The sequence below is a fragment of the Paenibacillus barengoltzii G22 genome (genome assembly GCF_000403375.2).
Taxonomy (GTDB): Bacteria; Bacillota; Bacilli; order Paenibacillales; family Paenibacillaceae; genus Fontibacillus; species Fontibacillus barengoltzii.
In genome coordinates this window covers 340,009-362,241 of the sequence record NZ_KE159652.1, presented here as the reverse complement: position 1 = coordinate 362,241, position 22,233 = coordinate 340,009, and the positions used below count along the sequence as shown (strand labels likewise).

Below are 22,233 nucleotides of genomic sequence, written 5' to 3'. Positions count from 1 at the left end.
CCCTTATCCTATAATGATTTTACCTTCTGGATGGCGATACAACTCTTTCCCCTTCCTTGGACCAATCGCATAGGCGAGCGTCAAAGGCCCCAGCCGTCCGGCAAACATCGTAAGACTAATCACTACTTTTCCAAAATCCGTCAGACGCTCCGTTAAGCCCATCGATAATCCAACGGTTCCAAAAGCGGAGGTCGTCTCAAACAAGATAGAGAGGAAATTTGCATCTTCAGTAGTGGACAATACCATCGCTACAGCAACGATGACGAACAGCGCCATCATCGTAATCGTCAGCGCCTTAGAGATCCGTTCCTCAGCAATCCGGTAACGGAATAACACCAAATCCGTCCGTCCACGGATCATGGAGATCACCGCACCGATAAGAATCGTAAAGGTAGTCGTCTTGATCCCGCCCCCTGTTGAGCCAGGCGAAGCCCCAATGAACATCAGGATGATCATGAAGAATTGCGTAGCCTGACGCAGCGAACCGGTATCAAGGGTGACCACCCCTCCCGAACGCGGCGTGACCGATTGAAATAAAGAGGCCCAGATTTTGCCGCTCCAGCTAAGCGGCTCCAGCGTGCGTGGATTCGTGAATTCGAACACGAAAATGACGATCGTACCAATCGCAATCAGGACCGCCGTCATCGACAGCACAACCTTGGAATGAAGCGACAATTTGCGATGCTTGCGATACTCCGCCAGATCGGACAAGACAATAAAACCAAGACTGCCGGACACGATAAGTAAGATGGATACAATGTTAATCAAAGGATCGTTCACATAGGGGATTAAACTGCGGTAATCCCCAAACAGATCAAATCCTGCATTATTAAACATGGAAATCGAATGCCAAATCCCAAAATACAGCGCCCGGCCAAACGGCATATCAAAGGCCCAGCGGAGGGTAAGGAACACCGCTGCACCGGACTCAATCAGCAGCGAATACACCAGCACCTTGCGAATTAAGCGAACGATGCCTTCCATTGAATTTTGGTTCATCGCTTCCTGGAGCAAGAGACGGTCTTTCAGCGAGATTCTCCGTTTCAGGACGAGGGAGAACAAGGTAGCCATGGTCATAAAGCCAAGCCCCCCGATTTGGACGAGCAAGATGATGACGATATGGCCAAAAGTTGAAAAATACCTTCCCGTATCCACTACAAACAGCCCCGTTACACAAGTTGCCGAAGTTGCCGTAAACAATGCATCAACAAATGGCGTCGGTGCCCCGGACGTCCCGGAGATCGGAAGCATAAGCAGCAGACTTCCCAGCAAAATGATGAGGGCAAACCCAATCACTAATACCTGCGGCGGAGAAAGGTTTATTTTCTTCGTATTCAACGCGTTCACCTCATCGTCTTCCTGAAAAAAGAACAAAAGAAAAAAGCACTGGAAATCCAATGCCTTTCGGTGTTTGGTTCCTGATGCACAAGCCTACGAGGTTAGCTGACGGATTCGGACATGCCCAGTTGCCCTATTCGCGGACGCTTCATCCTCCCATGTAAGAAGTTGAAGCTCCGGGAAATTCACCCCAAAATGTACGGTTCCCCCGTTTTCATTACGAAATTCGGCCAATCTTTTCAATTGTTTTCATTCATTTTTCGTCAAATGGATTATATCCCTTATTGCGTCCCACCACAAAGCTCTATTTTCAAGAAAAAGACCAGAAAAAGACGAAATCAGGGATTGTGCAGATCAACTTCCCCTCCAATCTAAATGATGCGTAGACTTGCCGAAGTTTTTGCCGTTTCTCGTCAATTTTGCCCTCCGTCTGGCGCAGGGGGGATAGCTGTGTTATCTTTACTTTGACGTACTTGAGCGAAAAACATACCTCATATTATAAGAAGAGTACGTTTCCCAGAATTGATTTCAACTTAATCACAAAGGAGTTTTGCGAGTGAATTCCCCTTTGACGTCAAACGGCCGCCGCAGGATGAAGACCAAAAATCTGTGGCTGCTGGCCGCCCTCGGATTCATTGTGTTCGTGGCCGTTCAACTGTTCCCGACCACCGATTCAGAATCGTTGCAGTTGCAGCAATCAAATGAGGTGATCAGCAAACAAGAAGCAGCCGCCAGTGCAAGTGAATTTGTCCAATCGGTACTTGGGATCGACCTGCCGAATCCCGCGAAGGATAAAGCATTAATTACATACGAAACACGTTCTGATCTGTTTGGTTACTTAACCAAAGCCGATCTGCTCGCCCCATACTTAAAAACGTATGACAAGCAATTTCCCTATGACGTATTTCGTGTCCGTTACACGGATCCCACTGAAGCGTTAAGCGCCGTGACCGTAGATGTTCATATGACTACGGGGAAAGTCGTTGGCTTCGAGGAGATTAGTTCCTCCAGCAACGCCACCAAGCAGATGATGCTGGATGTAGGATCGGAAACGACCGATTCCATGAAGGCATGGGAAGGGGATCTCACGCTAGCGGAGAAAGAGGAGCTGGCACAGCCTTACCTGAACGCTTTCGGATTTCAACCAAGCGATTTGGAGCTGGCCTCCGGTGAAGGGGATGTAGGCCTCCTCTACCGTATCCAAGGCTACACCTTAGGTGAATCGCAGGCGGAAATCAAGCTTAGCTTCGAATACGGTAAGGTTTCTTCGTTGGAGAGCTATTTTAGTGTACCTCAGGCACATCTGGACTACGTTGCCGGGCAGACCAAAATCGCCAGCTGGCTTACCTATGCGGGTTATGCCCTGTTGACGTTCGTGCTGGCCATTCTGGCGATCGTTTACAGCGCGCTGACGCGAGTTCATACCTCGTTTAAGCGGGGAATTTTCCTGGCGTCGGCTTACTTCGTGTTATCCACGATTGGAACGATCAACATGATTCCGGTGTTCCAAAAAGACGGCCTTGAAGCCGGTGTACTCGTCTTTGGCCTCTTCTTCCAAGGTCTGGTGACCTTGTTCCTGGCCGCTTCCGTGTACTTCTCGTTAGTCGGCGGCGACGGACTGTGGCGGAAGAACGGCATCAACCTCTGGGCAAGATCAAGGGAAGAAGGGTATGGCCGTTCCATCCTGACCTCCGTGGGCGATGGGTATGCCTGGGCATTGATCCTGTTAGGCGTTCAATCCGTGGTGTTCTTCATTTTAGAGCACACGATTCATACCTGGTCCACGACCGATGCAACGCAATCGCCGTACAACATGGTGTATCCGGTATTGTTCCCGCTGCTGGCTTGGGTGGCCGGGATCGGGGAAGAAGCGGTGTATCGCCTCTTCGGGATCCCGATGCTGAAGAAAATGTTCCGCAGCACCTTTATCGCTTGCCTGTTGTCGACCTTGATCTGGGCGTTTGGCCACACGTTGTACCCGATTTATCCGGTCATTTCGCGCCCAATCGAATTAACCTTTATCGGACTGCTGTTCAGCTTCGTGTTTCTGCGTTACGGCTTCGCGACCGTTGTCTTCTCGCATGTCATCTTCGACAGCATTCTGATGGCCCTAAGCTTGATGTTTATGGGCGGAGCGCTGAATATCGTCGCCGGGTTGTTCTATATCGCCTTGCCGGCGATCGTGGCGTATGTGATTTACTTGTTTAACCCGCCAAGCAAGGAACGAAAGACCCCGCCTCCGCAACCAAAAGAGGAGCCGTATTTTACGACTCCTCTGGCGGATCTTCGTCCCGAAGGGCATTAAGAATTTGACGGGCTAATTTATCCCCGATAGAAAGAGGCCGAAAGTCTTCGACGGAGGCCTCTTTTATTTTTTTCAACGATCCAAAATGTTTAAGCAGCGCCTTCCGGCGTTTCTCGCCGATGCCAGGGATGGAGTCCAGCCGTGAGGCGACCATCGACTTGGCGCGCTGTTCACGGTGGAACGAAATGGCGAAGCGGTGCACCTCGTCTTGAATCCGCTGCAGCAGGTAGAACTCCTGGCTGTCACGCGGCAAATAGACCGGCTCCGGCGGATCAAACGCCATCAGCTGTGCGGTTTTATGCTTGGCGTCCTTCACCAGGCCGCACACCGGGATGTGCAAGCCCAGCTCGTTCTCCAGCACGTCGGTGGCTGCCGAGATCTGCCCTTTGCCTCCGTCAACCACGATCAGATCGGGCAGCGGCAAGTTCTCCTTCAACACCCGTTCATAGCGGCGGCGAATGACCTCACGCATCGTTTCGTAATCGTCCGGTCCTTTGACGGTTTTTACTTTATATTTACGGTATTCTTTCTTGGCCGGCTTACCGTCAATGAACACCACCATGGCCGAGACCGGATTCGTCCCCTGAATGTTGGAGTTATCGAACGCTTCAATCCGCGACACGGACTCCAAGCCAATCGCCTTGCCGAGATTCTCGGCCGCCTTCGAAGTGCGTTCCTCATCCCGTTCGATCAGCCGGAATTTCTCATCCAGCGTGATGCGCGCGTTCTCCTCGGCCATCTTGGTCATCTGCCGCTTTAAGCCGCGCTGCGGCACCAGCGTCTTCACGCCCAGCCACTCCTGCAAGGCGGTTGGAGCGTCAAGCGCGCCGGCTTCCTCTTGTTCTTCCGGCTTCTCCGGCAGCAGAATCTCCTGCGGCAAGGCCGGGTTATCGCTGTAATACTGCGTCACATAAGACATAAAGTCGCCGTAGGCGTCACCGTAGAACGGAAAGACCGACGCATGCCGTTCGATCATTTTCCCCTGACGCATGTACAGAATCTGTACGCACATCCAGCCCTTGTCTACGGCGTACCCAAACACGTCGCGGTCCTTCGCATCGGTCACGGTAATCTTCTGCTTCTCCATCACCGCATCGATGTTGATGATCTGGTCGCGCAGCTCCTTAGCCCGCTCGAATTGCAGGGCTTCGGCTGCCTCGTGCATTTTGCGCTCCAGCTCTTTCTTGATTTCCTCATGCCCGCCGCTCAGGAACGAGATGATCTCCTGGGTCATCTTCTCGTACGTTTCCTTCTCGACCTCATATACGCAAGGTGCCAAGCATTGGCCGATGTGATAATACAAGCACACTTCCTTAGGCATTACGTTGCATTTGCGCAGCGGGTACATGCGGTCGAGCAGCTTCTTCGTTTGCTGAGCCGCGTAAGCGTTAGGATACGGGCCAAAATATTTCGCTTTATCTTTAAGCACCCGCCGGGTGACTTCCAGCCGGGGATGCGGTTCATTCGTTATTTTGATGTAGGGGAACGTCTTGTCATCCTTCAGGAGGATATTATAACGCGGATGATGTTCTTTGATCAGGTTACATTCCAGGATCAGTGCTTCCATATTGCTCGCGGTCACGATGTATTCGAAGTCGCGGATCTCGGATACGAGCAGCTGGGTTTTCCCGTTATGGCTGCCTGTAAAATAGGAACGGACCCGGTTCTTCAGCACTTTGGCTTTACCGACGTAAATGATCTTACCGTCCTTGTTCTTCATTAAATAACAACCCGGGGAATCGGGCAGCAGCGCCAGCTTATGTTGGATTCGCTCCATCGCTTTCTCATAACTTAACGTTTCATTAGCCGATGTGTCCAAGCTTCCTCCTCCTTTCTCCACTCCAGGTTAACGCAGAAAACGCCTCCGGCCCAAACCGGAGGCGTCATCCAAGGCGTCAAGCGACGCGCCTGATCGTCTGGATTATTGATGTTTAGCGATCAGGTTCTTCAACGTGTCCTTCGAGTTCAATCCGACGATTTTATCGACCGGTTGACCGTCTTTGAACAGGATCAGCGTAGGAATGCTCATCACGCCGAAACGGGAAGCTGTTTCTGGATTGTCATCCACGTTCAGCTTCGCGATCTTCACGGAGTCACCCACTTCTGCGTCCAGCTCCTCCAAAATCGGAGCGATCATTTTGCAAGGGCCGCACCATGGAGCCCAAAAATCAACAAGAACCGGACCTTGTCCTTCGATTTCCGCATTGAAGGACTGATCGGATACGTTCACGATAGCCATGATAATTTCCTCCTTATTTGGGTTGCCCGGCCTAGCCCATTCATGGCTGAAGCGCAAACAACTGGTAGTCGAAAAAATGGAGCAGTCAGCCCAAAAAGCTGTTGCCGAACACATTATACCATACTACACTGAAAAAAAGAAAGTGTATGGTAACGCCTTCTTTACAAAACGAAAAAAGTTTGGTTATACTAAGAATAACCTGAAAACGGATTGTCTATGACATATTTCATTGACGAGACGATAATTTCCTGAGGAGGCCCATCGCCATGGATGCTAACACGCATGCGAACGATCCGCGGCAGCATATCAACGAAGAACCCCGCAACGATCTGTTTGATTTGATGAACGGCTTTTTTGGCATGCTGACGTTCATGATCGTGATTTTCTTCGGCATGGTCATCATTAAATTTATCGCCAGCTAGGCGGTAACCAGACCTCGAATTAAACGAAAGAGCCGGGTGCTCCCCCGCGAAGGGAGGTGCTCGGCTCTTTAACTTATGTCCGCGGATGTTCCATGATTACGCTTGACCGCGCTTATTCGTCCCATTCACCTGAACCACGGTAACGAACGGAGCGATCCGATCCATTAAGCGTTGGCCTTTATGCCGCTCTTCCCCGTCCTTGCTCGTAAAGCTCAAATGCTTCTCCAGTGCACCCAAGGAATAGTTGGATGTGTAGAACGTGGGCTTCCGGTTCATTCGATAATTCAAAATTGCGCCCATGACATGGTCGCGCACCCACGGATTCAGGTTCTCCGCACCGATATCGTCAAAGATCAGCAGGTCTACCTGCTTCATCATTTCCACCGTTTCGCGCAGCTTGTCGCTGTCCTGCAGCATGCTCTTCAGCTCTTCCACAAATTCCGGCATATAGACGATGGCGCCAGAGTAACCTTCCTTCGCCAGTTCGTGCAGCAGATAGCACATCAAGAACGTTTTGCCGGTGCCAAACGGCCCTTCCAGATACAGCCCTTTCGTCTGCAATCCAGATTCCTTCGTTTCATTAATATAGCGGAACACTTGTCCTACCGCCGGAGCACGCATGGCATCCTTCGTCATAATTTCCACTTCGTCATAACCGGCTTCCAGCGCCCGTTCATCTACATAGAAGCTATGAATCCGTTTCTTAACGGACAATTCGCGCTCATATTGCAGTTGCTTGGGGCATGGCACCTGACGATCCACAAGCTGCGGGCTTCCGCCCACCTGCTCGACCGTCAGCTTCGTATAATGGCCAGGGAAATCGTTGGGACATTGCTCCAAGCCCGGGCAGTTCGCGCAGTGCTTGCTGTCGTTGATGTATTGATACAGCTTAGCCATCCCGCGAGTTAGCTGCTCCTGTCCCAGCTCCGGATGTTGGTCCCGGAGTTCCTTCACCAGCGGGTCATTCATCAGACGTGTGGTCAGCTCCTCGGAGCGTTGTTTGAATTGCGTGCTTTTCATCTGCGTCAGCAGTTCCCCCAGTGATTCCATAGGTTGTGTCACCTTCCTCCCCCAAGCCAAAACGGACTCAGACTTCCTTTTTATGTTTGCCGGATTGCATACGCTCCGCCATCTTAATCAGTTCAGCTAACTCTTCTTCCGATACAGCCGTCTCCTGGCCTGTCCGCTCCACAATTGGGATTTCCGGCTTAGGCTTCGTTCCGCGGCTGCCATAAGTTCGCGCCCGGCCTCCTCCGGAGGCGGCACCGCTGGATTTCTCCTTGACCTTCTCCTTCACCTTCGACTGGTCGCGGATATATTGCACGGCCTGCTCATACGTGTTGATCTGCTTCAGCAGCATGTTCGCGGCGATCGCATCGATGAAATTGCGATTGATCCGCTGCTCCCCGCCTGAGGTGAGCAAGGACATTAAATAATGGATCAGTACGTTGATGACTTCGCCGGGCAGCTTGTAATTCAGATCGATTTTCTCGAAAATGTCCAGCAAGTTATCCGGAATCGATCCCGGGAAGAACGTCTTCAGCAACCGGGTATACGGCTCATTGCGAAGCATCATATTATATTGATGAATATCGCATTTGCTTTGGAATTGCGGCGGTACGTCCACGTAATACTCCATCTGGACCGCAACCTCCTCCGCCACGCCCCCCGCTTGAACGGAATCGTCTTCTGCCTGCGGCTCCTCACCGCGCAACGCGACGATTTTGCCATAAGCCACCTCGCGTTCCTCCTGACGGCGCTTGCCTTGGCGGAACTGCAGGTTGGCCCTGTGCTGGAGCGCATCCAACAGGATCCCGCCGCCTGGATCAAAGACCCCGTCCTCGTCCAACAGCCGGCAAATATCCTGGACGCTTAAATCGTACTTGCGGGCCACATAATTCACCACCCCCATCCCTTCCGGGTCAAAGCGCAGCGCCTCAACGAAGGAGCGGTTCTGGGACTCGCGCGGAAAACGCAGGATGATGTCCGCATAGTTGATCGCATCCTCTTCCAGCGCCAGCTTGAGCCCCGGCTGCCTAGCGATCGACGTCTCGGCGATCGCCTGCTCCAGCTCATAATCTATCGAATGCGTGTTCAGCTCAAAGATCTCATAGAACGGAACCGTAATATTTTCCTTATTCAGGCCAACTCCTGACCATGCCTCCGGTTCTCCGCGGAACAACTGCTCCCGCAGAGACAGCACCGCGAACTTCCCGATCTTATCTCGCAGCAGCAAAGTCAGATGCTGTGTCCGGAAAAATTCCGCCGGTGCCAGCGGGGCCTGAAGCTCATATTCGTAAATATAATCATCGCTGTCCGGAACATAGAGCCGGTTCGTCTGAAGCAGCCCGACCGCCTCCAACCGGGATGTCTGCTCAATCAGAAACTTCCGCCCTTTCTCGCTTGGATCGAGGCCAAGGGTCAGGAACAGCTTCCGCTGCTGCTCCACCTCCGAATATCCAACCTGCTCCTGGGGAACATGCTCCGCAAGCAATCGGTACAGCGAAATTGCGAACGCCCCGACCATCGGTTGATAGATCAAACCTAGCATTCTGCCATCGACGGGACTGAGTCCGAAGTCACGATATACGCAATAACGGTGATTTTCAGTAAAATGCAGCATGTTGTTCATGCGCACGGCTTCATCGCTCCTTCCCTATCACGTCCAAATAGACTTCCTCTATTTTAGCATAAAAGACGTCGTCCTGAATCGCCCCCAGCCTACAAAAATCTCCCTTTTTCTTCCTGAGCTGCACCAGGGCTTATGTTCTCGGTCGAATAACCCCAAAAAAAGAACCGCCCCCTGATAGGGCGGCCCTTGACCTCTCTTCTTCTTCATCTATTTGTTATGTAAATGCCACTCTTCTAAATAAGAGCGATCTCCGGCTAAAAAACGCCGAACTTCATCAATCGAGACCCCCTCCTCTTTTGCCATGGCGAGTAAAATCACCCATTCCGGGTCAACGTTGCCGGGGTCATAAGAAATAACCTGGGCGGATTTCTTCAACAACAATCTCCTCCTAAGATCATTTGGTTTTGTCCCAGGCAGTCCAGCCATCTTAGTATTCCTACCTTAGATCTGAGACTTTGCGCCCCTGCTTTTCAGCAGGTTTACCCTTATCTGGTGCTTCTGAGCTAATGCATCTCCTTAGTTAGTAAGCATCTTGCTAATTATTATAGCGTCTAAAATTTGAAAAGTATGTCATTCTACGTAAATTCACCAACCCGTTTTCGTCGAAAAAGATAGCTTATTTTGTTTAATCCCGAACCCTCTTGTCAGATTGGGCCAAAATTCGACACTGATCGAGAGCTAAACATTGTTTCTTATAGAGAACACAAACTGTGAAAACGGATGAAAATTACTAGATATTCTCAGGAAAAGAAAGATAATTGTTCCTGTTTAAGAACAAATTGCTGGATTTTCGCCTTTCCTATCCTTAAACATTTCGGGTATATTCGAATCACAGCATCCGTTCTCAATAACGAAATTAATAGCGAACAACAGGAAGTAATCCGAATTGATTTTCTCGACTCTGCACTTATGAACCCGCCAGGTTGACACAAGCTTTGGCGAATTCACCAACGTACGCGAGGATCACACGGAAATGAAACCTGCCGATTCTGTCCGAGCCGAAGGATGGGGAGGACGACGTTGGCGTAAGAGAACGCGATTCCTTCGGAAGTAGGTGAATATCATGCGCATTCGTAAATGGTTAGGCAACGCGCTGACGTTCCTAATGGCGGCGGCCTTCTTTACCGTGGCGGGCTCAGTGGTACTCTCAAAGGTTTTCGATAGCGAATCGACCATCTATGGTTATCAGCTAAGCACAGTTCTGTCCGACTCAATGGACCCTGTCATCCCAAGAGGTTCCGTCGTGATCATTCAACCGGGCGGAGATATGACCCGTTTTAACGTCAGCGACGTCATCACCTTTCAGTCCAGGGATAACAAGCGGATAACCCACCGGATTGTTGAGGTGACACAGGACGAACACAGCGGCCAGGTGCTGTATCGAACAAAAGGCGATAATAACAATGCTGCCGATGTGAAACTGGTACACCCTGCGCATGTAACCGGCGTATATACCGGATTAAACATACCGTACGCGGGCTATATTTTAAGTTTTGCCGATTCGAAAACAGGGAAGGTCACCCTGTTGATCCTCCCAGGACTCCTCTTATTTCTTTATACGGTTGTTGTCCTGTGGAAAGCGATCGCCAGACTAGAAGATGAAAAACCGGAAGTGCATCATTTGCAGTCGGACGCGAAGTCCCCAGCCAGAATTGACGCATCAAACCAAGCCGAACAAGGACAAATGCATCGTTGAACATCCGACTTAACACCTTTGTCCGATATCATTTATTCTGATATAATGACATCAAAAAATATTTTTCTGATAGAAGGGCGACGGCTACATGGCAGAACATATAGGCGAGCGTATTCAGAAACTACGGCAAGACCGAGGGTACTCCTTGTCCGAGCTGGCGGAGAAGGCGGATGTGGCAAAATCCTACCTCAGCAACGTGGAGCGTAATATTCAATCGAATCCCTCGATTTCCTTCATCCAGAAGATAGCCGACGCTCTCAACGTCTCGATCAACCTGCTATTGTACGGCGACCGCCCCGCACCGGAATTACTTGATCCGGAATGGTCGGAGTTGGTGCAGGAAGCGATGACTTCGGGCGTCAGCAAGAAGGAATTTAAGGATTTCCTTGAATATCAGAAATGGAAGCGAACCCAGCAGGAATAACGATACAACTAGTAAATGTACACAGAGAAAAAGCGCGAGACCTCAGAGGTATCCCGAGGCACTCGCGCTTTTGTTTTAAAACATTTTGTATCCGCCTAGCCGCAGCTTTCGAATCGTCCAACCGCTCAGGATCGCCCCGCACAGCCCGGCGAATGCCGTCAAATAATCGACCAGCCGGAACGATGCCAGATAGGTCCCGAAGCTCTGTTCATGGTCCCACAGCGTATAGACCACAACCGGCAAAATGACGATGATAAAGACGTACGCCGGAAACCAGGTTGTTTTCATTAACATATTCAAAATGAAACCGATGCCGAACATCATCACGAAGAAGAGAACCATCAGCACCAGTACGATGAGCCAACCCATCGACTCTTCCCCCACCCTTCTATAGGTCATTCAAAAAGGCATCTTTCGATCACGAAGCGGTCAATGAAGGTATGCAGCGTCCAAACTTTTTTTCGAATCTTCATTGACTATAAAGTAAATCACACTTCATCAAGCTAGTAGTAAGTTTACTAGATATTATGTAACGAAGCAATGAACTTTACATGAAAAATAAGTGAATCGATTTGCTCCGTTTAGGCTCCATGCGATACAATAAGATACGTATTGGCAATTCGTAAATGAGGATCAGAATGAATCTAGGAGTGATTATACATGAACGAAGCTACTCTAACCTTAGAAGGTTGGTATGCGCTTCACGATTTCCGCACGATCGATTGGACCGCCTGGAAAGCGGCAGATGATGAAGAACGCGCCGGGGCTCTGGAGGAGCTGCATACGTTCCTGAAAGAATGGGATTTGATGGAGGAATCCAAAACGGGCAGCACTGCGGTGTATTCGATCGTCGGACAGAAAGCCGACCTCGTGTTCATGCACCTGCGCGAAAGCCTGGAAGAGTTGAACGCTTTGGAGACGGCCTTTAACAAAACAACTTTTGCTGAATATACGACCAAAGCCTACTCCTACGTCAGCGTTGTAGAACTTAGCAATTATCTCGCATCCGGCGGCGGTGACCCGAAGGCAAATCCAGAAGTGATGGCCCGTCTGCAGCCGATCCTCCCGAAGACGAACCATATCTGCTTCTATCCTATGAACAAAAAGCGGGAACTCTCCGACAACTGGTACATGCTGACGATGGAACAGCGCCGCGAAATGATGCGCAGCCATGGCCTGATCGGCCGCAGCTATGCCGGCAAAGTGAAGCAGATCATTACCGGTTCCGTAGGACTCGACGATTGGGAATGGGGCGTAACTCTATTCGCCGACGATGCCCTGCAATTTAAGAAGCTGGTGTATGAAATGCGGTTTGACGAAGTCAGCGCACGTTTTGGCGAGTTTGGTGCTTTTTACGTCGGCAATCTGCTGAATGCAGAGCGTTTGGACGAGATGTTGAAAGTGTAACTCCATATCGATAAAAAAGTAGGGTGTGCCGCCTCGTGCGACACACCCTTTCCTATTCTTTTAATCTTCCGCTTCCGCCTCTGCCTCCATCGACTTCAGGAACTCCGCCGTCGCCCGATCGCGTTCCCGGCTCTTCTCCTTCAGCCGTTCGATGGCTGGCTGGATCAGAAGGTCCACTTCCTTCTGCACCGTATAAGCCAAATCGTAACGCTGCTGCGATTCCAGGTAAGATCCCACTTCCATCAAGGCGTTATAGCGATCCAGCTCATCCCGCGTGAGCAGCCCTCGAACCTGTACGCTGCAGTGACGCATCTTAGAAGAATCTTCCTTTCTTCAACACCAGCGGAATCCCGCCGATAATGAACAGATAACGCATATCCACCAGCTTCTTCAATTGGGCTGCAACCCAACCTTTATATTTCTTCCCAAATGCGCTGGCGATCGCTTCCCCTTTACCCAGCGAAGCTACGGTTCCTTTATTGCTGAACACAAATTTCTTAAGCTCTTTGCCGCGAATGGCCGCCACCACGTTTTGCGCACAGGTAACCCCTTGCTGCATGGCAATTTGGGCCGTAGGCGGGTATGGGCGCCCTTCCGGATTAAACATCAGCGAATTGTCCCCGATGATAAAGACATGATCATGACCAGGTGCACGCAAATAATCGTCGACCTTCACGCGACCGCGCGCGGTCTCGAAACCTGCCGCTTCAATGAGACGGTTCCCGCGGATCCCGCCGGTCCAAATAACGGTTTGCGACTTAATTTCCTCACCCGTGGCCAAAATAACACCATCCGGCGTGCATTCCTTGATCGCTACGCCAATCTTGAACTGTACACCCTTCTTCTTCAGTACGTCCATCGCATATTCAACCAACTCCGGATCAAAGCCCGGCAGAACTGTTGGTGCAGCTTCTACGTTGTACACGTTAACAAGATTTGGATCAACGTCGTACTCCTTGCACAGCTGCGGAATCCGGTCAGCCAGCTCGGCAACGAATTCAATGCCGCTGAAACCCGCACCGCCAACAACGAAGTTCAAACGGTCAGTCCGGCTTTCGTCCATTTTATATAGGGCAAATTGATATTCGATATGCTGGCGAATCAAGCGCACGGAATTGATGCTGCGGATCGTCATTGCATATTCCGTCAGGCCCGGGATGCCAAAGGATTCCGGTTCGCCGCCCAGCGCGATCACCAGATAATCATATGAAAGGGTTCCGTCCTGCAGCACGACCTTCTTGTCGGCCAGACGAATCTCCTGCACATTCGATTTCACAAGATCGATTTTAAATTCGTCAATTAATTTGGATATGGCCACTCGGGTATGTTCAATGGAGTCCGTCCCGGCTGCCGGCATATGCAGATGCGTCGTGAAGTAGTGATAATCATGCCGATTCACTAGAGTGACGTCCGCTTCATTGTAGTTCAACTCTTTCTGCAGCCGCTGCGCGGTAAGAATGCCGCCATAACCCGCACCAAGAATCACTATTTTGGGTATGGTACTCATGTATTTTTCTCCTTCCAATATTACGCACTCTATATTTGATTTAAAGCCAATAACGCAATGTGAAAATTAACACATAAAAAACCACTCTGTACCAACTCAAACCGTTTCAGTCATCCACACATTTGGTCAATCCAGAGACATTTGTCACATTTTAGTACTAGTTTAAACCTTATTTGTAGGATGAGCAAAAGTCTTCTGTCGTATAATCATAAATGTACTTTTTTCGTCACAAATATGAATGCATACATTTGAATGATATCGGCTTTTGCCTAAAAGATCAAGTCTTATTTTACCCGTAATTATAGGACTTTCAACGGATTATATTCCAGATTTTCGACACTTTTCATCTTGCCTTTCCAAACCAGGGATTCGACCATTATAATAAAGTAGAATTGACATTTTAGTTATAGAGAAAAAAGAAACCATCTGGAGGTGTTTGACACGTGTCAACCCAAAATAACGCCGAATTCACAGACCTTCTGATTGTTGGTGGTGGACCGGCGGGTATGTTTGCCGCTTTTTACGGCGGAATGAGAAAAGCTTCTGTTAAACTGATTGAAAGTATGCCTCAGCTTGGGGGGCAAGTGGCTGCCCTTTACCCTGAGAAATATATTTATGACGTGGCTGGCTTTCCTAAAGTGACCGGGCAAGAGTTGATCAACAACTTGCATGAACAATTAAAGCTGTTCGAACCGGACGTACGTCTGGAGGAACGGGTGCTGCAAATTGAGAAGAAAGAAGAGCGCCATTTTGTGGTGACCACCGATAAGGGCGTTCACTATGCGCGTGCCATTATCATTACTGCCGGAGTTGGCGCGTTTGAACCTCGTCGTCTGGATCTTCCGAATGCAGCCCACTTCGAGCAAACGAACCTGCATTATTTCGTCAGCGATATGAACCGGTTCCGCGGCAAAAAAGTGTTGATCAGCGGCGGCGGCGACTCCGCAGTCGACTGGGCACTGATGCTGGAGCCGATCGCTGAGCAAGTGACGCTGATTCACCGCCGCGATAAATTCCGGGCGCATGAGCACAGCGTTGAGAAGCTGATGGCTTCCCGCGTCCAAGTCATTACCCCAACGGAAATCGCAGAGCTTCACGGTGACGATCGCATCGAACGCGTCACGCTGGCGCACGTTAAGACGAAGGAGACTCAAGAGATCGTTGTGGACGACGTGATCGTCAACTTCGGATTTGTCTCGTCGCTCGGACCGATCGCAGAATGGGGCCTTGAGATTGAAGGCAACGCTATTGTCGTCGATTCCCGGATGGAAAGCTCGATTCCAGGTATTTTTGCGGCCGGTGACATTACGACATATCCCGGCAAATTGGACCTGATTGCGGTCGGATTCGGCGAAGCACCGACAGCGGTCAACAACGCTAAGGTCTATATCGATCCAGAAGCGAAGTTGTCCCCAGGTCACAGCAGTAACTTGAAGCTGTAACCATAAGCAGTGAATTCACGTTCTTACATGTTCTAGTAAACAAAAGGGTATCTTACCTTTACGGAAGATCATATCGTAAAGGAGAGATACCCTTTGCCATATATATGCCCGTTATGCAACGGTTTGGCTTCATTAAACGCCACCTGCCCCGATTGCGGACACATTCTAGAGAATGCTGGAAAAAAAGAAGATTACGCCGGGCCTTACAGTCCCTACGGATCCGCTGATCAGTATACCTCAGCCATCTCCGCGCGTATTCCTTCGGGCTGCGAACATGTCGTTCAGTGTCCGCATTGTCATGAAGCTTATATTTATCATGTCAACGCCTGGCAGGCGCCTTGATGGTTGGGGATAACTATATCCTTCTTATTGAAGTAAGCCAGGTTGTCCACAATTAGTGCAAAACGGACGGCGCGGTAAGCTCTAATTCGCGTTTGCGAATTTCTGCTAACAGCAGTGCGATAAACTCCCGATCCAACTGCAGTTCGGTTGCTTTCTGATAGGATTCGAGGAGCAACTCATCCGTTAACAGCGCCATTGATAACACATCCTTTCTAGTATTTTCCCCATCATAACAGGAAAAGTTTAGTAGAACAAGTGTTCTTGTTATCCACAAACCCTTGTGGAAATCCTGTGAATAACGTGTTAGTAAATATCGAAAACCGTTGAAAAAGCTAGTGGGATAATGTGGACAAAAGTTATTCACAGGACATCTGTTCCCATTTTTCTCCAAAAATTTTTTTATTTTCCGACAATCCGAGCTTATTGTGGCCGCGTATTTACCTCAAAAATCCAGATCTTTCCGTTCCGATCTACACCATAATCAAACCCAAGCTGCCCGATCCCCGGAAACCGAGCCTCCAGAATCTGTATGCTCATATTCGTTAACGTACGCATCTCCCGTTTCTTGCTGGCGGCAATTTTGCGGCCCAGGGACCGGCTGAGCCCCGCACGGGCACTAAGCATCGTCCCGCCCTTACACAAGTTGGTCACGAACAACCCAGGTCGGGCTAACCGGCCGACCATGGAGCGATAAACCCAAACTCCGTTCTCTTTCACGACCTTCACCCGATAGTCGATCGGGCGTCCGGCAATTCGGGCCAAATGAATCCCTTGCTGGATCATATACTTACGTCCGACCTTCACTCGGTTTAAGGAACGAAACATCGCTTCAAAGCTGGAAAACGTGCGTGTCCGGGACATATAGGTATAAGCATAAACTCCGCCTGCATAAGTTACCTTAATTACACCATACCCCCCGCCGCCGCGGAGGGGTTTAATGACGACCATGCCGAACTGATGCAGCATGCTTCTTAACGAATCGGCGCTGTACAATCGGGTTTGCGGTATGTGGGCGGCCACGACCGCGTTGCTGAGAAGCGCTTCGGTCTTGAGCCACTTATTGGCCAATTGTCTCCCCACCATGACACCATCCCCTTCCTCTCACTATACGGTATAGTACTCATTTGTAGATTCGTATTCTTGGATGATTGTCCAAGGCTTAAGCCCTTTCTCCGGTACGGCTGTCAGGCAGGGTCTTTCTATGCAAAGCGAGGGTTTTCGCGTATATTAAGGGGAGACGTTGGTCTATGACTAGCAGAGGAAGGAGAGTTCACAAGCTTTGAATACAGAAGGTTCTTCATTTGAGGCAGCTCTGTTCGAGGTCCTCTATTGGTTTGCCATGATCGCCATGTCGTTGGTACTGGCCGGCATTACCGTCGCATTGTTCCTCACGGGTATCAAAATGGCCAGAACAACGCGTAAAGGTCTCGGAATCGGCTGTATCGTCTTTTCTCTGGCAGCGGCCTGCATGGTCGTTATGATGGTAAATCGTCAATTTTTCTAAAGCAGGTCGGGAGCTCCTGACCGCACAGAAAAAGCTCGGAGCATCGCTTGTAGATCGCTTCCGGGCTTTTTTTCACAAAAAAACGGGAACCAAATCACATTTATGCGTATTACTACATAGAAATTATCGTGACTTGGGGATAGTAGAAAGATACAGGAGGTTCTATTGGCATGGGAAGTACGCAACCTTGGGGGGACCGATTCAAAAGGTTTTTTCTAAATAACCGTTTTGTGGTGTTTTTGCTCGTTGTCTTGCTAATTGGCTTGAATATATTGGTGTTCGCCCATATTCCGTTCGTGTTTAGACCTATTACGGTGTTGCTCAAAACGGTCTTGCTCCCGATTCTGCTTACCGGAGCGATCTATTATCTGCTCAATCCGCTGGTGGATTGGCTGGAAACGAAGCGCATCCGCCGAGTCTACACGATTACCGGGTTATATCTGTTTATCGCGGGGATCCTCACGGTGTTGATTATGACCGTGATCCCGTTGGTTCAGGAGCAGATTTTGAGTTTGATTGAAAATTTACCTCGATATACGGCGGAGGTGCAGCGACAGTTCGAAAGCTTGATCGGCAGCAACTTCTTCCATCAAGTCCAAGAGTCGACCGGCTTTAATCTGGACGATCTGTCCCACACATTATCGGAGCGAGGGACCGCTTTGCTGAACAACGCTTGGTCCGGCATCGGCGGCTTCCTTGGAGCCGTTAAGAACGTCGTGCTGGCCATCATCACCGTGCCGTTCATCTTATTCTATCTGTTGAAGGACGGCAAGAAGCTGCCGAAGTTCATCCTGCGTTACGTGCCCGTACGCTTCCGTGAACAGACGCACCATGTGATGACCGAGATGAACAACCAGATCAGCTCGTACATCCGCGGGCAAATTATCGTCAGCTTCTGCATCGGGGCGCTGATGTATGTCGGCTTCGTGATCATCGGCCTGGATTATTCGCTGACGCTGGCGATCATCGCCTCGTTCACGAGCATCGTTCCGTACCTTGGGCCGGCGATCGCGATCACCCCAGCGATCATCGTGGCCATCGTTACCTCGCCGATCATGCTGCTGAAGCTGATCGTCGTCTGGACGGTTGTCCAGCTCATCGAAGGCAAGTTCATTTCGCCGCAAATTATGGGCAAGACGTTACGCATTCATCCGATCACCATCATCTTCGTGATCCTCACCGCCGGCAATCTGTTTGGTGTACTGGGCGTGATCCTCGCCGTACCGGGCTACGCTGTGCTGAAGGTGATCTTCACCCATCTGTTCCAATGGTTCGAACGGCGCTCTCATTTGTATGAGGAACCGAATGCGACTGCCGCTGAGCAGGTTGAGCTTCCCGAGCCTCCGCCTGAATCACAGTCATGAAAAAAGGACTCTTCCGATGGGAAGAGTCCTTAATTTGTATCCAATCAATCGCAAGGTTGCGGCGCGCCTTCCTCGTCCTTAAAGCGGAACGATTGCCCGCAGCCGCAGGTGGCGATGGCGTTCGGGTTGTGGATGGTGAAGCCGCCGCTCATGCCGGATTCCTTGAAGTCGATCTCCAGACCGTTCAAATAACGGATGCTGTCCTTATCCACAACGACTTTCAGCCCCTTGATGTCCATATAGACATCCTGTTCGCTCTCCTGATCATCCAGGCCCATTCCATAGGAAAAGCCGCTGCAACCGCCGGGATTCACTCCGACACGCAGGAACATATTAGGGGTTTCTTCTTGAGCTATCATATCTTTAATCCGCGCCATGGCGCTGTCGCTAATATTGATCATTATGCACTCACTCCTTTACGAAAAATTATACTCCTTCTCCTCCAATCGCTCAACAACTGTGATCTTTCTAGTTGCCAATCTTTATCTCTTCACCCTCGGCTTATTGCCCGCTTGGAATGTGAGGTTTATAATAGGTAGGTAATTCATACTGTTAGGATACGAGGTATTTATGCAATTGGAAACGGAGGGAACGTCATGTTCACTGTAGTCACCCCAAACACCGACAAGAGAATGGCCGAAATTGTGGACAAAGTCCGCCAAGGCGAACGCCTCAACCTCGAAGACGGTGTCTATCTATATGAGAGCAATGATATATTGACGATTGGGCAATTAGCAAATGAAGTTAACCTGCGTAAGAACGGGAAAAAGGTATATTTTATCGAAAATATGAGCCTCTACTTCACGAACGTCTGCGAATCGCATTGTGCGTTTTGCAGCTTCCGCAAGGATCAAGGAGAAGAAGGGGCTTATACGCTTTCCGGGGAGGAAATGGTCGCTTACGTGAAGCAGCACATCACCCCGGGCGTCCGTGAGTTCCATATCGTAGGCGGGCACAACAACCACGTGCCGTTCCAATATTATGTGGACTCGCTCAAAGCGCTGAAAGAGAACTTCCCGCATGTGACCATCAAGGCGTATACGGCGGCGGAGATCGAATTCTTCACCCGGCTCAGCGGTTTGAGCACGAAGGAAGTGCTGATGCGGCTGCAAGAAGCCGGCCTTGAATCCTTAACTGGCGGCGGTGCGGAGATCTTGTCGGATCAATATCGGGAGAAGATGAAGGTGGAGAAAGCCAACGTCGACCAATATTTGGACGTCCATCGGACGGCGCACCAATTGGGAATGAAGACCCCAACGACGATGCTGTACGGCTCCATCGAATCCTACGAAGATCGCGTTCGTCATATGCTGCAAATCCGCGATCTGCAGGATGAAACCGGCGGGTTCCAAGTATTTATTCCGTTGTCCATGCAACCGCGTAATAAGAACGCCAGCATCATGCGCCGCAACTCGGCCTTTGAGGATCTCAAAGCGATCGCGATCAGCCGCTTGATGTTGGATAACATCCAGCACATCAAAGCTTACTTTATCAATATCGGCGTCCAGTTGACGCAGGTTGCCTTAGCCTTCGGGGCTTCGGACGTGCACGGCACGATTCTGAAGGAGCAAATCAGCCATGCGGCTGGTGCGCAAACTCCGGAAGGCTTAACGTTGAAAGAACTGATCTGGCTCGTCAAAGGGGCCGGACGCATACCGGTTGAACGGGATACGTTCTACAACGAACTGAAGGTCTACGAATAATACGTCAGGGAGTCCTATTCGTTAGGGATGGGCCTCCCTGATTTTTTGCAGGATACGTTCGGCCAATTGGTCCGCATCTTCCCCCTCCACCTGCTCGCCGTCAACCAGCACATACGGAAACAAATAACACGTGCCGCAAGCGGTCAGGCAGCCGTACTCATAAATATCACAATCGACTTGCTCCTTCACTTTCCGAATCGCTTCGTCCGTGCCCAAACTGGCATTGTTCGTACAATATTCAAGGATCGGTTTCATCTTCCGTCCTCCCCATGAAGAAGCATTTAAATTTTTGACTTTTTGTAATATAATAAGGCAAGAAAGGAGTTGAAAACAATGAGTGAAAACGTACAAGATAAATTGTATGATGAAGTATTGGAAGTATTGGACAAACTGCGGCCTTTCCTGCAACGTGACGGTGGCGACGTCGAACTCGTCGACGTAGAAGACGGCATCGTGAAACTGAAACTGATGGGTGCCTGCGGCAGCTGCCCAAGCTCCACGATCACCCTCAAAGCAGGGATCGAACGCGCTCTGTTTGAAGAAGTGGAAGGCGTAGAAGAGGTCGTACAAGTATTTTAATCCGCAATCCATGAATTATTGCTCTTCAGCAGGAGGGTTTTAAACGAAACCCGGCTCCGGCAAAATGTCGGAAGGCCGGGTTTTTTTGTTGTCGGGTCGGTGAGACCCGCTTATGAAGGCTTGATCCACGGCCGGATCGGGTCGAGTCCGCCGGAGATGTCCATAATGTTGCCGGTGATGAAATCCGAATCCGGATGACACAAAAACGCAATCACGCGAGCGATATCCTCCCCGCTTCCCGGACGTCCCAGCGGCGTCTCTCCATCGCGGAGACCGCGAACTTCATGGATCGACATCTCTTTCTGGTTCCCTCGAATGTCGCCGGGGCAAACCATATTTACAGTGATGCCATAAGGGGCTTCCTCGACGGCCAGCGTCTTGGTGAAAGACACCAGCCCGGTTTTCGCTGCGGCATAAACCGCCCGATGCGGCCAGGCGCGCGACTCCGCGGCATGACCAAAGCCGAAATGGATAATCCGCCCCCATTTCTTCTCCCGCATCCCAGGCAGTACGAGATGATCCAGCAGCAAACTGCCCACCAAATTCCCTTCGATCATGGCCAGCACTTCACTCTGGCTGTAGTCAGCGAACAGCTTGCGTTCGCGGATAAACGGTCCGGCGTTGTTGACCAGGATGTCAATCGTGCCAAGCTGCTCGTTCACTTGCCGGGCCAGGTCCTCGATTTGCTCCCGGCGCGAGACGTCGGCTTGCACTGCGATGCAGCGGACGCCCAGGCGCTCGATATCCGATTGGAGGGAGAGCGCTTCCGCTTTGCTATGTACATAATTCAGCGCGATATGGCAGCCTTGTTCTGCCAGCGTCAGCGCTGTTTTCTTCCCGAGGCCTTTGGCGCTCCCGGTTATTAAGGCAACTTTGCCATGCAACGTTCCTTCTCCTCCTCCCAGGTGCTATCCCTTTAAGTATAAAAGATTTAAAGGATTCCCACAAACCGCCGCGGCATACGATCCAATTCTTCAAATGCAAAAGTACAGTTAAGTTTCATTTAAATGCGCCTTTGCATGCGTTTAACTGTAAAAGTGCAGCTTGTTTCCGCCAAAAGTGTCTTTAAGCGCTAAATTGCCTCCAATTAGATGTACTTTCCCTAAGGCCCCCTAAATAAACTGGAGTCCTCCCCTACAAGGATTTACAATGGAAATAAGGGAGAGGATTCAGTTATGGGAAAAGCCAAAGATGAATTTCGTTTAAAGGTAGTAAGAGAAGCTCTGTCCGGGATTAAGGTGGGGGTGCTTGCCCGGTCGTATGACCTGCACCCAGAAACCATTCGAACCTGGATTCGAGCATACCGAGATCAGATTACAGATGTGGATA

General features: G+C 50.3%; 25 protein-coding genes and 2 riboswitches. Of the genes, 11 read left to right on the top strand and 14 right to left on the bottom strand.

Features of this window, described 5'->3' with window-relative positions:
- Positions 1-3 precede the first annotated feature (3 nt).
- The gene (locus C812_RS01760; RefSeq protein WP_036624237.1) at positions 4-1,347 is read right to left on the bottom strand and encodes a TrkH family potassium uptake protein; all 1,344 of its coding nucleotides are present in this window, start codon (positions 1,345-1,347) and stop codon (positions 4-6) included.
- Positions 1,348-1,413: 66 nt separating this feature from the next.
- Positions 1,414-1,580, bottom strand: a riboswitch (cyclic di-AMP (ydaO/yuaA leader).
- 350 nt (positions 1,581-1,930) lie between these two features.
- Between C812_RS01760 and C812_RS01755 the strand changes: the two genes are divergently transcribed.
- Entirely contained in the window at positions 1,931-3,643 is a 1,713-nt protein-coding gene (locus tag C812_RS01755; protein ID WP_036624517.1) for a CPBP family intramembrane glutamic endopeptidase, read from the top strand.
- On the opposite strand, the gene uvrC is transcribed toward C812_RS01755, so the two are convergent.
- Together uvrC and trxA are read right to left on the bottom strand one after the other, a co-directional pair.
- Positions 3,603-5,420: an excinuclease ABC subunit UvrC gene (gene uvrC, locus C812_RS01750; RefSeq protein WP_036624516.1), complete on the bottom strand. Its 1,818-nt coding sequence runs from the start codon at positions 5,418-5,420 to the stop codon at positions 3,603-3,605. The two genes, C812_RS01755 and uvrC, sit on opposite strands and share 41 nt — an antisense overlap.
- A gap of 144 nt (positions 5,421-5,564) precedes the next feature.
- Positions 5,565-5,882 carry a thioredoxin gene (trxA, locus tag C812_RS01745; protein WP_009224820.1) on the bottom strand — a complete coding sequence of 106 codons (318 nt, stop codon included), beginning with the start codon at positions 5,880-5,882 and terminating at the stop codon, positions 5,565-5,567.
- Positions 5,883-6,148: 266 nt separating this feature from the next.
- Here trxA and C812_RS22165 point away from each other — a divergent pair, with 266 nt between their 5' ends.
- A complete protein-coding gene (locus C812_RS22165; protein WP_009224819.1) occupies positions 6,149-6,304 on the top strand; it encodes a hypothetical protein in 156 nt (51 codons plus the stop codon).
- A 96-nt stretch (positions 6,305-6,400) separates the two neighbouring features.
- On the opposite strand, the gene dnaI is transcribed toward C812_RS22165, so the two are convergent.
- The 3 genes from dnaI to C812_RS22160 all read right to left on the bottom strand — a co-directional run bounded on the left by dnaI (position 6,401) and on the right by C812_RS22160 (position 9,311).
- A complete protein-coding gene (gene dnaI / locus C812_RS01735; RefSeq protein WP_016310969.1) occupies positions 6,401-7,354 on the bottom strand; it encodes a primosomal protein DnaI in 954 nt (317 codons plus the stop codon).
- Between the two features lie 37 nt (positions 7,355-7,391).
- The gene (locus C812_RS01730; RefSeq protein WP_016310968.1) at positions 7,392-8,942 is read right to left on the bottom strand and encodes a DnaD domain protein; all 1,551 of its coding nucleotides are present in this window, start codon (positions 8,940-8,942) and stop codon (positions 7,392-7,394) included.
- A gap of 201 nt (positions 8,943-9,143) precedes the next feature.
- A complete protein-coding gene (locus C812_RS22160; RefSeq protein ID WP_164744191.1) occupies positions 9,144-9,311 on the bottom strand; it encodes an anti-repressor SinI family protein in 168 nt (55 codons plus the stop codon).
- Positions 9,312-9,345: 34 nt separating this feature from the next.
- Positions 9,346-9,430, bottom strand: a riboswitch (cyclic di-GMP riboswitch).
- 569 nt (positions 9,431-9,999) lie between these two features.
- Here C812_RS22160 and sipW point away from each other — a divergent pair.
- Both sipW and C812_RS01720 read left to right on the top strand, forming a co-directional pair.
- Positions 10,000-10,632, top strand: a complete 633-nt coding sequence (sipW, locus tag C812_RS01725; protein ID WP_016310966.1) for a signal peptidase I SipW — start codon at positions 10,000-10,002, stop codon at positions 10,630-10,632.
- 88 nt (positions 10,633-10,720) lie between these two features.
- Complete coding sequence (locus tag C812_RS01720) at positions 10,721-11,056, top strand: helix-turn-helix domain-containing protein (protein WP_016310965.1); 336 nt, start codon at positions 10,721-10,723, stop codon at positions 11,054-11,056.
- 75 nt (positions 11,057-11,131) lie between these two features.
- Here C812_RS01720 and C812_RS01715 read toward each other — a convergent pair whose 3' ends face one another.
- Positions 11,132-11,425 (bottom strand): YuiB family protein, encoded by a 294-nt coding sequence (locus C812_RS01715; RefSeq protein ID WP_016310964.1) that lies wholly within the window; start codon positions 11,423-11,425, stop codon positions 11,132-11,134.
- A 291-nt stretch (positions 11,426-11,716) separates the two neighbouring features.
- Between C812_RS01715 and hemQ the strand changes: the two genes are divergently transcribed.
- Positions 11,717-12,463: a hydrogen peroxide-dependent heme synthase gene (gene hemQ / locus C812_RS01710; RefSeq protein WP_016310963.1), complete on the top strand. Its 747-nt coding sequence runs from the start codon at positions 11,717-11,719 to the stop codon at positions 12,461-12,463.
- Between the two features lie 60 nt (positions 12,464-12,523).
- On the opposite strand, the gene C812_RS01705 is transcribed toward hemQ, so the two are convergent.
- Together C812_RS01705 and C812_RS01700 are read right to left on the bottom strand one after the other, a co-directional pair.
- Positions 12,524-12,775 carry a hypothetical protein gene (locus tag C812_RS01705; RefSeq protein ID WP_016310962.1) on the bottom strand — a complete coding sequence of 84 codons (252 nt, stop codon included), beginning with the start codon at positions 12,773-12,775 and terminating at the stop codon, positions 12,524-12,526.
- A gap of 1 nt (position 12,776) precedes the next feature.
- Positions 12,777-13,970: an NAD(P)/FAD-dependent oxidoreductase gene (locus tag C812_RS01700; protein WP_016310961.1), complete on the bottom strand. Its 1,194-nt coding sequence runs from the start codon at positions 13,968-13,970 to the stop codon at positions 12,777-12,779.
- A 443-nt stretch (positions 13,971-14,413) separates the two neighbouring features.
- Here C812_RS01700 and C812_RS01695 point away from each other — a divergent pair, with 443 nt between their 5' ends.
- Positions 14,414-15,412, top strand: a complete 999-nt coding sequence (locus C812_RS01695) for an NAD(P)/FAD-dependent oxidoreductase (protein ID WP_016310960.1) — start codon at positions 14,414-14,416, stop codon at positions 15,410-15,412.
- Positions 15,413-15,806: 394 nt separating this feature from the next.
- On the opposite strand, the gene sda is transcribed toward C812_RS01695, so the two are convergent.
- Both sda and C812_RS01685 read right to left on the bottom strand, forming a co-directional pair.
- Positions 15,807-15,950 (bottom strand): sporulation histidine kinase inhibitor Sda, encoded by a 144-nt coding sequence (sda, locus tag C812_RS01690; RefSeq protein WP_016310959.1) that lies wholly within the window; start codon positions 15,948-15,950, stop codon positions 15,807-15,809.
- Between the two features lie 224 nt (positions 15,951-16,174).
- Positions 16,175-16,837, bottom strand: coding sequence for a YheC/YheD family protein (locus tag C812_RS01685; protein ID WP_016310958.1), 663 nt, complete (start codon positions 16,835-16,837; stop codon positions 16,175-16,177).
- A 196-nt stretch (positions 16,838-17,033) separates the two neighbouring features.
- On the opposite strand from C812_RS01685, the gene C812_RS01680 reads away from it, so the two are divergent.
- Complete coding sequence (locus C812_RS01680; protein WP_009224804.1) at positions 17,034-17,258, top strand: hypothetical protein; 225 nt, start codon at positions 17,034-17,036, stop codon at positions 17,256-17,258.
- 170 nt (positions 17,259-17,428) lie between these two features.
- Positions 17,429-18,622 carry an AI-2E family transporter gene (locus tag C812_RS01675; RefSeq protein WP_016310957.1) on the top strand — a complete coding sequence of 398 codons (1,194 nt, stop codon included), beginning with the start codon at positions 17,429-17,431 and terminating at the stop codon, positions 18,620-18,622.
- Between the two features lie 44 nt (positions 18,623-18,666).
- On the opposite strand, the gene C812_RS01670 is transcribed toward C812_RS01675, so the two are convergent.
- Positions 18,667-19,023: a HesB/IscA family protein gene (locus tag C812_RS01670; protein ID WP_016310956.1), complete on the bottom strand. Its 357-nt coding sequence runs from the start codon at positions 19,021-19,023 to the stop codon at positions 18,667-18,669.
- Between the two features lie 195 nt (positions 19,024-19,218).
- On the opposite strand from C812_RS01670, the gene mqnE reads away from it, so the two are divergent.
- Positions 19,219-20,325, top strand: a complete 1,107-nt coding sequence (gene mqnE, locus C812_RS01665; RefSeq protein ID WP_016310955.1) for an aminofutalosine synthase MqnE — start codon at positions 19,219-19,221, stop codon at positions 20,323-20,325.
- 21 nt (positions 20,326-20,346) lie between these two features.
- Here mqnE and C812_RS01660 read toward each other — a convergent pair whose 3' ends face one another.
- Positions 20,347-20,580 (bottom strand): YuzB family protein, encoded by a 234-nt coding sequence (locus C812_RS01660; protein WP_016310954.1) that lies wholly within the window; start codon positions 20,578-20,580, stop codon positions 20,347-20,349.
- Between the two features lie 78 nt (positions 20,581-20,658).
- On the opposite strand from C812_RS01660, the gene C812_RS01655 reads away from it, so the two are divergent.
- Positions 20,659-20,904 carry a NifU family protein gene (locus C812_RS01655; RefSeq protein ID WP_009224772.1) on the top strand — a complete coding sequence of 82 codons (246 nt, stop codon included), beginning with the start codon at positions 20,659-20,661 and terminating at the stop codon, positions 20,902-20,904.
- A 110-nt stretch (positions 20,905-21,014) separates the two neighbouring features.
- On the opposite strand, the gene C812_RS01650 is transcribed toward C812_RS01655, so the two are convergent.
- Positions 21,015-21,788 carry an SDR family oxidoreductase gene (locus C812_RS01650; protein WP_016310953.1) on the bottom strand — a complete coding sequence of 258 codons (774 nt, stop codon included), beginning with the start codon at positions 21,786-21,788 and terminating at the stop codon, positions 21,015-21,017.
- 291 nt (positions 21,789-22,079) lie between these two features.
- On the opposite strand from C812_RS01650, the gene C812_RS23045 reads away from it, so the two are divergent.
- Positions 22,080-22,233 (top strand): helix-turn-helix domain-containing protein (locus C812_RS23045; protein ID WP_016310952.1); only part of this gene is annotated, 154 nt, incomplete at its 3' end.

Bases quoted from the DNA above. Each gene is read 5' to 3' on its own strand.
- trxA (WP_009224820.1), bottom strand. From the start codon at position 5,882: ATGGCTATCGTGAACGTATCCGATCAGTCCTTCAATGCGGAAATCGAA.
- C812_RS01655 (WP_009224772.1), top strand. From the start codon at position 20,659: ATGAGTGAAAACGTACAAGATAAATTGTATGATGAAGTATTGGAAGTA.
- C812_RS01675 (WP_016310957.1), top strand. From the start codon at position 17,429: ATGGGAAGTACGCAACCTTGGGGGGACCGATTCAAAAGGTTTTTTCTA.
- C812_RS01715 (WP_016310964.1), bottom strand. From the start codon at position 11,425: ATGGGTTGGCTCATCGTACTGGTGCTGATGGTTCTCTTCTTCGTGATG.
- sipW (WP_016310966.1), top strand. From the start codon at position 10,000: ATGCGCATTCGTAAATGGTTAGGCAACGCGCTGACGTTCCTAATGGCG.
- hemQ (WP_016310963.1), top strand. From the start codon at position 11,717: ATGAACGAAGCTACTCTAACCTTAGAAGGTTGGTATGCGCTTCACGAT.
- C812_RS01720 (WP_016310965.1), top strand. From the start codon at position 10,721: ATGGCAGAACATATAGGCGAGCGTATTCAGAAACTACGGCAAGACCGA.
- uvrC (WP_036624516.1), bottom strand. From the start codon at position 5,420: ATGGAGCGAATCCAACATAAGCTGGCGCTGCTGCCCGATTCCCCGGGT.
- C812_RS22165 (WP_009224819.1), top strand. From the start codon at position 6,149: ATGGATGCTAACACGCATGCGAACGATCCGCGGCAGCATATCAACGAA.
- C812_RS01670 (WP_016310956.1), bottom strand. From the start codon at position 19,023: ATGATCAATATTAGCGACAGCGCCATGGCGCGGATTAAAGATATGATA.
- mqnE (WP_016310955.1), top strand. From the start codon at position 19,219: ATGTTCACTGTAGTCACCCCAAACACCGACAAGAGAATGGCCGAAATT.
- C812_RS01685 (WP_016310958.1), bottom strand. From the start codon at position 16,837: ATGGTGGGGAGACAATTGGCCAATAAGTGGCTCAAGACCGAAGCGCTT.
- sda (WP_016310959.1), bottom strand. From the start codon at position 15,950: ATGGCGCTGTTAACGGATGAGTTGCTCCTCGAATCCTATCAGAAAGCA.
- C812_RS01755 (WP_036624517.1), top strand. From the start codon at position 1,931: ATGAAGACCAAAAATCTGTGGCTGCTGGCCGCCCTCGGATTCATTGTG.
- C812_RS01705 (WP_016310962.1), bottom strand. From the start codon at position 12,775: ATGCGTCACTGCAGCGTACAGGTTCGAGGGCTGCTCACGCGGGATGAG.
- C812_RS01660 (WP_016310954.1), bottom strand. From the start codon at position 20,580: ATGAAACCGATCCTTGAATATTGTACGAACAATGCCAGTTTGGGCACG.
- dnaI (WP_016310969.1), bottom strand. From the start codon at position 7,354: ATGGAATCACTGGGGGAACTGCTGACGCAGATGAAAAGCACGCAATTC.
- C812_RS01700 (WP_016310961.1), bottom strand. From the start codon at position 13,970: ATGAGTACCATACCCAAAATAGTGATTCTTGGTGCGGGTTATGGCGGC.